General features: G+C 46.6%; 11 protein-coding genes. 4 read left to right on the plus strand and 7 right to left on the minus strand.

Annotation, left to right across the window (positions count from 1 at the left end):
* Window positions 1-17: 17 nt before the first annotated feature.
* Complete coding sequence (locus TM_RS04975; protein ID WP_004080589.1) at window positions 18-1367, minus strand: hypothetical protein; 1350 nt, start codon at window positions 1365-1367, stop codon at window positions 18-20.
* Window positions 1368-1957: 590 nt separating this feature from the next.
* Here TM_RS04975 and TM_RS04980 point away from each other — a divergent pair.
* The gene (locus tag TM_RS04980; protein ID WP_015920043.1) at window positions 1958-2203 is read left to right on the plus strand and encodes a hypothetical protein; all 246 of its coding nucleotides are present in this window, start codon (window positions 1958-1960) and stop codon (window positions 2201-2203) included.
* Here the strand turns inward: TM_RS04980 and TM_RS04985 are convergent.
* The 6 genes from TM_RS04985 to TM_RS05010 form a co-directional block, all read right to left on the minus strand.
* A complete protein-coding gene (locus TM_RS04985; protein WP_004080587.1) occupies window positions 2200-2754 on the minus strand; it encodes a sulfurtransferase TusA family protein in 555 nt (184 codons plus the stop codon). The two genes, TM_RS04980 and TM_RS04985, sit on opposite strands and share 4 nt — an antisense overlap.
* An 86-nt stretch (window positions 2755-2840) precedes the next feature.
* A complete protein-coding gene (gene tusB, locus TM_RS04990; RefSeq protein ID WP_004080586.1) occupies window positions 2841-3104 on the minus strand; it encodes a sulfurtransferase complex subunit TusB in 264 nt (87 codons plus the stop codon).
* 11 nt (window positions 3105-3115) lie between these two features.
* Window positions 3116-3469 (minus strand): hypothetical protein, encoded by a 354-nt coding sequence (locus TM_RS04995; RefSeq protein ID WP_004080584.1) that lies wholly within the window; start codon window positions 3467-3469, stop codon window positions 3116-3118.
* A 9-nt stretch (window positions 3470-3478) separates the two neighbouring features.
* Window positions 3479-3835, minus strand: a complete 357-nt coding sequence (locus TM_RS05000; RefSeq protein ID WP_004080583.1) for a DsrE/DsrF/TusD sulfur relay family protein — start codon at window positions 3833-3835, stop codon at window positions 3479-3481.
* A gap of 22 nt (window positions 3836-3857) precedes the next feature.
* Complete coding sequence (locus TM_RS05005; RefSeq protein WP_004080582.1) at window positions 3858-4856, minus strand: YeeE/YedE family protein; 999 nt, start codon at window positions 4854-4856, stop codon at window positions 3858-3860.
* Between the two features lie 15 nt (window positions 4857-4871).
* Window positions 4872-5111, minus strand: coding sequence for a sulfurtransferase TusA family protein (locus TM_RS05010; RefSeq protein ID WP_004080581.1), 240 nt, complete (start codon window positions 5109-5111; stop codon window positions 4872-4874).
* Window positions 5112-5310: 199 nt separating this feature from the next.
* On the opposite strand from TM_RS05010, the gene TM_RS05015 reads away from it, so the two are divergent.
* Genes TM_RS05015 through TM_RS05025 form a run of 3 tightly spaced genes read left to right on the plus strand, consistent with a single transcriptional unit; the run spans window position 5311 to window position 11249 of the window.
* Window positions 5311-9921 carry an alpha-2-macroglobulin family protein gene (locus tag TM_RS05015; RefSeq protein ID WP_010865234.1) on the plus strand — a complete coding sequence of 1537 codons (4611 nt, stop codon included), beginning with the start codon at window positions 5311-5313 and terminating at the stop codon, window positions 9919-9921.
* Window positions 9899-10351, plus strand: coding sequence for a hypothetical protein (locus TM_RS05020; protein ID WP_004080578.1), 453 nt, complete (start codon window positions 9899-9901; stop codon window positions 10349-10351). Before TM_RS05015 ends, TM_RS05020 begins: the two co-directional genes overlap by 23 nt.
* On the plus strand, window positions 10293-11249 hold the full coding sequence (locus tag TM_RS05025; protein WP_004080576.1) for a DUF1175 domain-containing protein: 957 nt from the start codon (window positions 10293-10295) through the stop codon (window positions 11247-11249). Before TM_RS05020 ends, TM_RS05025 begins: the two co-directional genes overlap by 59 nt.
* The last annotated feature ends 44 nt before the right edge of the window (window positions 11250-11293 follow it).

Here is an 11293-nt window from a genome sequence, read left to right on the forward strand (position 1 = left end):
TTGTTCAACTATCCTACCTATGCTGAACCGCCGGCGGGAATCATACGCACTTCTTTTATCTGCTTGTGGTCTTGGTCCATGAAAACAACCAAGTTTACCTGTTTTTCCGCCTCAAGCTGGTTCAACCGTTCCTCAAAATTAGCTAAGGATTCGTACAGCCTTTCTCTCATTTCTTCAAGTTCGCGCAAATTCCTTCTGACGTCCTGTCTTAATGACCTTTTAATCTGGTTTTCCGTTTTTTCGCTTGTGAACAATGCCCAAAACTCTTCAATTCTGTCTAAACTTTGCTCTATGAATTCTTCGATCTTTCTTGTTCTTTCCAAAAATCTCAGTGATTCCTTCAGGTCATTGATTCTAACCCTCAAGATCGATTTACCAACTGGTAAGAATGTCTTAAGATAAATCGTGACTAACCTTTCTTGAAAGACCAACAAAAGATACTTAGAATAGTGGAAAAAACTGTTCAAGACCTTCCTGAATTCTTCTCCTTGCTTCTTTAGTCCCTTTCCAATCCAAGCGCCAATCTCGAATTCTTCCAATTTCTTGAAGCAGTTTTCCATATCGATTTGATAATGTAAGACGGCCTGCTGACATTGCCTTTCTATGGATTCAAGTTGGCTATTGAAACTATTGATATCGTACTCTGAAAGATCTCCGTTCTTCAAAGCCTCGTATACCTGTTTCAAGTAAAGCAGATTACCCTGAATTCCGGTATCCCGCTCTTTTTCAAGAAATTCCTTTATGTCAGCAACACCCTCTTCGATTTTCTTCAACCTTTGCTCGATATCGTGCAAATATTTCTGTCTCGTTATCACCGCCAGTATAGCCCAGACCGTTGCTGCCGAACCTAAGAATCTGTAAAACCCGGGAGACAAAACGTTGGGAAGCCCTGTGATCGTACCATCTGGTCTAAGTGCTACAGCTTTATAAACCCCATTCGAGCGCATGAGATGATCAAAAGGCTGACTGAATCTCACCAGGTAGACTCGAGGTGAGGATAGAGGAACGCTGAAAAGCAGCAATGGCATGCTCGAGAACGCTGCAGACAGTTTCGAGAGGACCTTTTGCGGTAATTCTACTTTCTCCCATCTCCCAACATAATCACCAGTGTATGGTTCAATCTGTAGTACTGGTGAATTGAACTCATCTTCTATGATCACTTTCTCAACCTTCTCTGGCTCCTTTGACGAACTGAGTGTTTTTTCCGTAGTATTGCTCATACCCATCGACGATTCTTCCGCTGCCGATTTTTTAGGATCTACAGTACGTTTTCTTCTCATTCTCATTGTACTTACGAATAAACCCACTGAGACCCCGAGTGCCAGGAAAGCAATCGCTACAAGGATAAACTGGAATCCCGTAACCACTCGACACAACCCCCTTTCAAAGAATCGCCGAGAATTTTCACGTGAACGGTCCAGCAAAGTTTTGCGTGAAGAGCGACTCGATACAAATCAGCTTTCTTCTGCTTGAAATTATAATCTAACTTTCTGACCGGATCAAGAGTATTTTTCATGACGTTGAGAATCTCGAGAAAAAGATGATAAACTGTGGTCAAGGCATTAAAAGTGGCACTAATCAAAAATCAGATCAGCAGTAATAATCAACATAACTTAAACACTCAAACCAAAAACCTGGCAGCGAAATGGCCGATTCTTGAGATGGTTAAAACCGCAATACCATCTCCAGAAAGAAATGAACGTCATTCAATACTCTGGTCGAGTACGCTTCAAAAAAATCGTTGAAGGGCTGAGATGATCTTCCAGTCCGAGTCTATGGCTTTGATACGCTTGTCTCCTTGCCCACCGCGCAAAAACTCATAGCATTTTCTTCTCACAACACCCTTGTTGTTCGGTAGTCCTTGCTTAAGTTCGTTTTGGCACCTCGCTATGCCAGACCCACACACTTGGTGATGAGAAAACGTGTTTGATTTTACAGCCTCACAAGCGTCAGAACGATGATTACACTTACTCTTGCCGTCGCGATCGGTGAGATTCTGTTTGTGAGGGTGTTGCATCTTGACAGAGGATTTGAGCGAACTCTGATCACCCTTATGGTTCTTCCGCCACCGTTTATAATGCCGCTGTTCATAAGTGAGAGGAATCAAAAAGACATGCAACTCGTTCTCAACACGCTCTACCTTCACGTTCTGGTCACTTTTGTGATTTTCACTCTTCTCTTTCCCATCCTTTTCAATTTTTAAAGAGATTGCGGTTTCTTTATGTAGATCTTGGTTACGGGTCCGATCTGTTCAGTGGCCACTTCATAGCCTTCCCTCAGAGAGAAACTTGTGATCCTCTCTCCCGAGAGTGGATAGTCGCACATCACGATCAGGGTTTCTCCAGGCTGGAGTTTTTCCAGTTCTTTTCTGGTCGTGATCTCTGGAACGGGACATATTTGTCCCCGCATATCGAGAAATTTCTTCGACCCAGGCGACTCTTCTACTGAGATGATACTGGAAATTTTCTTTTCTTTTTCGTTCTCGTGGAGCAATTCCACCGCTGCTTCGAGCATCCTGAACACCTGAACAGAAGAAAAATCGTACCTGTCACCCTCGGGTGTCTTTACGACTTTGAGGATCCCCGCTTTAACCATCTGGTTCAAATACCTGTAAGCGGTTGAGGGATTGATCTTCAGCTTCTCCGCCACTTCTGAAGCGGTGAGACAACTGTCTCTCAAAAGCATCAGGATGTCGAGTCGTGTCTGATTCGATAAGGTTTTAAAGAGTGTCAAAACGCTTCCGCGCTGTCCCATGGGTTACCACCTTCTGCAAAAGCCGCGGACGAGCCGCGGCCTGCTGTTGACTTAGCGTATTCTTATTTTATCACATCTAAATCTCATCAGCCGATGAATTTCTCTTCACCCTCCAGAAGATCTATGAATTCACTGTAAGTGATCAGTGGAACTTTTGAATCCTCTTCGGAATATCCTCTCGCAAGAAAATCGTCCTTGATTGCGTAGACCTTTGCTGGTGTTTCGAGTTCTTCCAGAGCCCAGAAGACACCGTTTTGTATGAGAACTATCTTATCTTCTGCCTTTGCAGATCTTATTTTGAGTTTTTCCACTGGGTGATCCGTTCCGTACTTAACGAGTACGAGTGCCATCTCCTATCACCTCACATGAATATAACGTAGTCGAAACTGTGTAAGAATTCTGGGAGATTCGCTTCGTCGATCACTTCTGCCCCGAAATTTTCGTCCAGTTCTTTTACCCTGTACTTCTCGAGATGCTGTTTGACTGCGTAAACTTTGGTACCGTATCTTTTGATGTATTTGTGACAGATCGAGAGAGGAAGTAGTCCCAGCATCTCCGGCTTCGTATTTTTGGATAACGCAACAGAAGCCTCTTCAATTAGGAGAACATTTGGTTCCAGATCCTCTCCGTACATTCCAAAGGCAGTTCTGAATGCTTCGTTGACCCAGACACTTCCAACCGGTGATTGATAGGCTACAAACAGAAGTTTCTTCATGATCTCACCTCAAGCCATCAGATTTATGAATCTGTCGCAGGTGGCAATCAGGTTTGCGAGTTCTGGAAGACCGCTCGGTTTCGAACCCTCTATTATCATGTCTGTGGTTATCCCTCTGTAGTCCATACATATTCCACATATGTGAACCTCGAAGTTTCCTTTTTGCATCAGTTCTACAAGTTTCTGTGGAATGTTTCTGTCGATTTTGATTGGCTTTATGTTCTTGTTAGTACAAATGACGGAATCCGCGAAGAGAAAGAGTGTTACTTCATGACCTTTTTCCATTGCGGCTTCAGCGATCTTTATAGCGGTATCCAGATCTTCATATGTATAGGGTGGAACCATCACCTGTATTCCTATCTTCATAGTTTTTCCTCCTCTTGAAGTTTCATTTCTGTCTTCCAAACAGGAACCAGGCCATTGTCCAGTTTCCGAGAATGAAAAAGATAGATGCTACTATCGATGAGATGGCCAGTGTCGGAACACCGGTGAGGAAATGACCTATATTACATCCTCCAGCTGTTACCGCACCGAATCCCATGAGAAATCCTCCCAGAAGAACCTGAGCGTAGGTTTTGGGGTTCTTTGGCATTCTCAGTTTGAACTCTTTTCCTGCAATGGCAGATATGGCGGCTCCTATTATTATTCCGAGAATCTCAGCACCTTCCCAGTTCAGAGAGGCGTTGTTTGCGTAAACAGAAACCAGATTTATCCAGCCCCCTGTGATACCAAGACCATAGTTTCTTCCTGTACTCGCACTTGCCCACCAGGCTATGGGTGCGAGTATCGCTATGAGAACAGAAGCAGCGATCCAGTTCAATTTGGAAGGCCTCTGGGACTTGTTTTTCACTCCGAAGGCGTACCAGAGCATGAGCGCAAGGAAGATAATTGAGGCGATCCATGGACTGATACCGAGCACCGTTGCGATAGTTGGCCCTGTCTTTGGTGCGTAAACGGGATTTGTGTTCGAAACTGTCACCGTGTAGTTGCTCAGCCACTTGATCCATCCCGAGAACAATCCCTTCTTTGTAGCGTGGGCCGTCAGAGCGTAGGCCAGAGCTGCGAACCACGCTGTTGTCATTCCTTCGCCGGTTCTGTAAGTCACTCCCGAAGCACATCCACCAGCGAGCACCATTCCCATTCCGAAGATGAATCCACCAATGATGTTTCCAATCCAGTTGAGGGGTTTGGGGTTGAGAGTTATGATGCCGGCCTGAGCGAAGATCAAGAGCGTGATGGATTCGAGACCGAGTGTCAGCGCAGCGAGCCTCATCAAGTAATTGTCCTTGAAGATCAGAACGTCTCTGAAAGCGGAGTTAAAGCAGATCCTGCCACGCTGAAGGATTACACCGAACAGAACTCCGATTAGTAGACCGGTCCAGACCATGACTTCTGCACCTCCTTATTTCACTTTGATGTAGATCTTCCATTCGCTCGGACCCACTTCTTCGATTTCCAGGACTTCGTGGCCAAGTTTTTTGACAGTTTCCGGGATTCTTTCTTTCGACATTGGATAGTCGATCCACACTTCAAGGATTTCTCCTGGCTTCATGTTCTGCAGAGCCCTTTTGGTTTCAACATCAGGCACTGGACAAACCTCTCCTCTCACATCCAAAGTCTTGGTGACCTGGTACTTCGCCATACTGCACACCTCCCCTTGAGTTTTTGTGAAAAAAATCTCAATCCTCGTGAAAATAATAATATTCTAATGTTACATAGACGTTGAATAATATTACGATATGGTAAATTAACCAAATGATCACGTTTAAAGATTGATCTTCTGATTTTCTTTCGTTAAGTGGTATCATAGTATTAACATTTTAAAAACGTGAAAGAGGGGGATGGGTATGAAGAGATTGATTTTCTTGGTTTTTCTTCTGATCAGCTTCAGTCTTTTTGGAGGATACGCCTATTTCTCTAGATATCCTGTTCTGCACCCAGATGAGGGGCTCTCCTTTGTGATCTCAGATCTGGAGAATATCACCCTGAACGTGTGGAAGATAAGTGAAGAAGACTTTTTGAAAGCAGTTTTTGATCCAGAAAGCTTTAACTTTTCACTGTTAGAGATAACACGTCCTATCTACAGTAAAAAGTTCTCCTCAGAAGAGTGGAAAGAATTCTCATTTCCGCTCAAAGACAGGGGATTTTACTTTGCGACTCTGGTTTCCAACGAGGGGACGGTTTTCAGAAGGGTGATTGACAGGAGCCTGTTCATCGTCACCGATCTGGAAGCGATCTACTTTTCCGACAGCGAAAAGCTGAGGCTCCACGTATTCGACTCAGACGGTGATTTTGTAGAAGGAGCGGAGGTCCTCCTCTTTGAAGATTCAAAACTGATCGACAGAGTTTTCACCGGCAAAGACGGGGTCGTTTCTATCACGAAACACTTCGACACGTTCTACATCAGGTACGGGGACTCTCGATTTTTTGGAGGGGTGTACTTTTCAGGTGGAGGGCTTGAAAGAGAAAAGCTTTTCTTTGTCACAGACAGGCCGATCTACAAACCGTCCGACACGGTCCACTTCAGAGGTCAGATCTTCTCTTTTGAAGAGGGTCTCTACAAAGCCTTTGAGAAGACGAAAGTCACCGTTTCCATCTTCGACACAAAGAAAAACGAGGTTTACAGATCGGAGTTCGAAACCGACGAGCTCGGTGGATTCAGCGGTTCCATGAAACTTCCAGACACAGCCTCGGTCGGACTCTACAAGGTGAATGTCGATCACGGAGGAAGACGCTACTACGAATATTTTCTGGTGGAAGAATACAGGAAACCGGAGTACAAAGTCGAAATCGAAACGGATAAAGACGTGTACATATCTGGCGAAGTTGTGAACTACCTTGTCAGGGTGAAGTACTTCAACGGCCAGCCCGTCGCGAAGGCGCAGGTTGCCTACTACGTTCGGGCCTTTCCAGAGGAAGGAAGCGGCTATCTAGTTTACAGGGGAACGGACTTCACGGACGAAGAGGGAAACCTCAGGCTCGGTGTGAAAACAGAAGAAGGGTTTCAGGGCTCTTACCGGCTGGAGGTGATTGTGACGGATGAGAGCCAGCGTCAGATCGAGGAAACAAGGTCTGTGAAGGTGTACGCCGACAACGTTCTGATATCTCCTCTGGATCGGTACGTTTCCACTTCACCGGGCAAGCAGGTGAGGGTGAAGGTGAAAGTGACGGATCTTTCAGGAAATCCTTTAAATGGACTGCTCACCACCTCTTCTGAGGATTCAACGAGCACGGTGGCCGTGGAAAACGGTGAGGCGATCGTCACTTTCACCCCAAAAGAGCCAAAAAGTTACAGAATAGAACTCTCCTTTGGAAAAGCGAATACTCACTTCTACGTGTACGCTTACTGCGGTGCAGGAACAAGCAGCGAGTTCGTAATCAATCCGGCAACGAACACAGTGAAACCCGGGGATGAACTTTCGGTTCAGATCCTTGCACCTGGTAAGGTGATGGGAGTTCTGGGAATCGTCTCAAACAGGGTTTACGACACTATTCCCGTCTCCTTCACCGGATCTGTCAACCTGCGTGTCAGAATACCGAAAGATATCCCCGAGAAGAATCTATTCATCAGCTTCGTTGGACTCGACGATAATGGGCGTATCTACAAGCTGGAAAGGCTGAACGTTCTGCTCGACACGAATTTCACCACCATGAAGATTCTGTTCGACAAAGATCAGTATGAACCTGGAGAAATGGCACAGATCACGATCGAATCGAATGTGGACAGAGTCTGTCTTTTCCTCGTTGATGAAGCGATATACGCCATGGTTGGAGCAGAACCACCGGTGCTCGAAAACTTCCTCTATCCATACATGAACTATCCCCGGACAAGAGGAGGATTTCCGCATTACTGGAGGCTCTACGTTTCAAGGAATTCGTTCCGAAACAAACTCGCTTCCCTCCCGGAGGAGAAGACCTTTGCCGATTTCAAGCAGAACGCCCTTCCATCCAAGTTGAACGTCAGGGAGTACTTCCCCGACACGGCCCTCTGGATCCCATCACTGAAGCTTCACAACGGAACGGCAAGGGTGAGCTTCAAGGTACCAGACAGCATCACTTCTTTCAGGGCAACGGCCTACGGTTTCTCAAAGGATCGATTTTCCCAGACAGAAAGCGAAATGGTCGTTTCCAAAAAGTTCTATCTGATGCCACATCTTCCATCTTTTCTGAGGGAGAGTGATGTGATAAAAATATCCGCAACCGTTTTCAACAGGACTTCAAAGACGCTTCCGGTTCAACTCACGGTGGAACTTCCCGAGAACATAGAACTCCTCGAGGGGAGTTCTTCAAGGCACTTTTTGATGGAGGCGAACTCCTCACACACAGAGACCTGGACAGTGAAGGCTGTCTCCGCTTCTGAAGGAAGTTTCGTGAAGTTCGTTGCGGTCGGAGAAGATCTGAACGATGCGGTCTCCATGAGACTGCCCGTTGAAAGATTCGCCTTCGAAAGGGAATTCTACCGCATCATGCTCTTGGACGGGAAAGAAACGCTGGAAATTCCAGGGCAGTTCATCTCATCGAGGATAAGGTTTCTGGACAGCATCGTTCCGCTTGTCGAGGATAGCCTGAAAAGGTTGATAGACTTCCCGTACGGTTGTGTCGAACAGACCATGAGCCGGTTCTTCCCGGCTGTGGTTGCAGCAAGCGCAGGAATAGAGGTGGAAAACCTGGAAGAGATCATCCAGAGGGGGCTGTTCAAACTCTACTCTTACCAGCACAACGATGGTGGCTGGGGATGGTTCAGATTCGGCGAATCCGATGACTTCATGACCTGCTACGTGATGGAAGGGCTGTACTTTACCATGAAGGCAGGATACGATGTCGCAGAAAGCGTTCTGCAGAGAGGAATAGAGTATCTCAGAAAACATCCATCGGCCTACGGATCGTATGTTCTCGATCTGTACGGAGTGAATCACGAGCCGTTCAAGCCAGAAAGCGAAGCGGATCTGGTGTTTCTGAGTTTGAGTTCAAAAGAGGCTCTGAAACAGCTGATGAACTACGTCGTCCAGGACGAGCAGAAGGCCTATCTGAATGTATATTCTAATAATCCCCTCATCAGTGAGATCCAGCTCAACAGCGTCTTCCTCAGGGCTCTTGCGAAGTGGAAAGAATTTCCAGAACTGGAAAGAAAAGTGACAAATTACCTTCTCTTGAAAAAAGACAGCGCTTTCTGGACTTCCACAAAAGACACGTCCTTTGTTATTTTGGCGCTCCTTGAGGCGATGCCGGAGTACGCTTCAACCACACTGAAAGTCATCAACTCCGAAAACACCTTCGAACTGAAGCCAGGTGAAGAAAGGTCCCTCGTTCCCGGTTCACTGACCGTCTCTGGAAAAGGCATTGTGGAAGTGGAGGTAGTTTACATCGAAGTTCCGAAAGAGGCTGTGAGCGAAGGTTTGGAGATAAAAAGAGAATTCTACAAAAGGTACGAACTGCTCATAGAGGAGAATAAAATGATTGTGGATGCCTTCGTGCCGATCGGGAGAGGATACGTACCGCGCTCGATACACCCTGTCGAGAAAGAGCAAACTGAAGAGCTCTACATCCTGCCGTACAAGTACTGGAAGAAGACAATCGAATACAGAGGAGTTCCCCTCGAGATAAACGGTGCAGAAGTGAAAATAAAGGGAGAGACTTACACGTTCTTCAGGATCGAAACGTTCAACGGCTTGATTCTTGTTTTTTTCAGAAACGAAGCGCTCATCTACGATACGGAAAAGAACACCATCACCAGGTATCTGGATGTAACGGACGCAGGTTTCATGAGAAGTGGTCCCGTCTTTCTCATGAAGGGATTCGTGCTGGTCGGTGATGAAAAGATACCCGTTCCCGAAGACGTTACGGGACTGTCCTGCACGATGGACGAAATCTTGCTGAGGGGAGAAAACAAAACGTACTGGTACAGGAACGGAGAGTTCGTGGATCTTCCGTTTGTTGCCAGAAGGGTATTCTTCTGGGATGGGAAGAAGCTGGTTGCGGAGAACATACGCTTCAGTGGATCTTCAAAAACTCTTCGGAACAGAGTTTTCGAGGTGGTCTTCGATGTTGGAGACGTGAAGATAGAATTGGGAGACATAATCAAAACGGTGGTGAGGGTTAAAGGAGATGGAAATTATCTCATAGTGGAGGATTTCATCCCGTCCTGTGCGCAGGTGCTCTCGAACTACAGAGAAAAAGGGATCGAGGAAAACAAGTTCTCGTACAGCTGGTACTCTTCATGGAACGCATGGTACTCTGGAAGGGAGATTCGAACGGACAGGGTGGCGCTCTTTGCCCGATATCTTTACGGTAATAGCTTTGACTACGTCTGGAGGGCGACTGCAGAGGGGGTGTTTCATCTTCTTCCGGCACGGGTTTATCCGATGTATTCTCGTGGTCTCTATGCTCATACAGATCCAGATGTGCTTTTCATCGGGGCGGATTTTATCGATGGAAGAGATGATCAACCTTGAGCTGGGAAAAGACTTTCTGGATCGCTTCACGAAGGTATGTGAATTCTTGAGGGTCGAGCCGAGTCTGGATGTGGTAGTCTTCGAGTGCGAAAGTCTTGAAGAGTTCCACGAAATTACGGGTATGCCGTACCACACAGGCGGGGTTTACCACGAAGGTGTCATATACACCCAGCCGCTCGATGTACTTCGAAGGAAAAACTCCCTCGAAGCGACGATCCTCCATGAGCTTCTACACCATGTTCTGGAGATGTATTTTGATCTGCCGCGGTGGATGGAAGAGGGTGTGGTCCTTGCAGTGCTCGGTGTGAAACCGGAAGAGGTCTTTGGCTACCACAGGGACTGTCTTCTGAGATTTATGGAGAAGGTGCGTTATGAAGAGATACCTGATCTTGTTGATCGTTACAGGCGTTCTTCTGTGGAACGTCGTTGAGGTTTTGAGGTTCAGGGTGGAGTTTTCTGGTGGGACTTTCGTTCTGAAGAACGTCCAGGACATTTTCGTTCCTCTTGAAGTCAGAGGAGCGAAGGTGGAGTGTTCCAAAAACTTCGTGCTCGAAGAAAACGGTGTTCTGATCAAGCAGGTGAGACCCGGCGAGACTGTGACTCTGCACTTTGAAAGCGGTGGCATTTTCAGGGTGAAGAAGGAGCTAAAGATCGAAGCCAGAGCCAGCGAAGAAGACAGCGACGGTGATGGATATCCGGACTCTCTGGAACTCGACAGTGAAGACAGTGAGAGGTTCAGAAACTGGTTCGTCTGGATAGCCCTGTCGGCGTTCAAGAACGATCCTCTCCTCTGGCCGAAAGAAGAAAGGGATTGCTCTGGTTTCGTCAGGTACTGCGCAAGAGAGGCACTGAAGAAACACACAGGAAGCTGGTTTTCTCTCTCAGGTTACAACGGACCCGTTTGGGAAGACGTGGAGAAGTACAACTACCCGAATCTTCCTCTTGTTGGAACGAAGATGTTCAGGATAGAGAAGGGAGCTTACAGGGGAGTTGAGGACTTTTCGAACTTTGCGGTTGCGAGGATTCTTGTGGAGTGCAGTATGGAGTTCGTCACAAAGAGTGTCTCGGAAGCGCTTCCGGGTGACATAGCGGTTTTCTTTCATCCGGAAGACGTTGAGATGCCGTACCATCTCATGATATTCGTCGGAAATCTGAACCTCGCTGATCATGAAGGATGGTTCGTTTACCACACGGGTCCGATCGGAGAAAATCCGGGAGAGCTCAGGTTCGTCAGATACTCCGAACTTGTGAACTACGACCCCTCCTGGGCACCCCTTGAGATAAATCCGTACTTTCTTGGATTTTACAGGTTCAGGTTTTTGAAGTGATTTTGTGTACAATTTAAGTTGGATACAGCAAATCCAAAGGGGGA

Origin of the sequence: Thermotoga maritima MSB8 (assembly GCF_000008545.1) — a bacterium.
In the GTDB taxonomy this organism is placed as follows: Bacteria; Thermotogota; Thermotogae; order Thermotogales; family Thermotogaceae; genus Thermotoga; species Thermotoga maritima.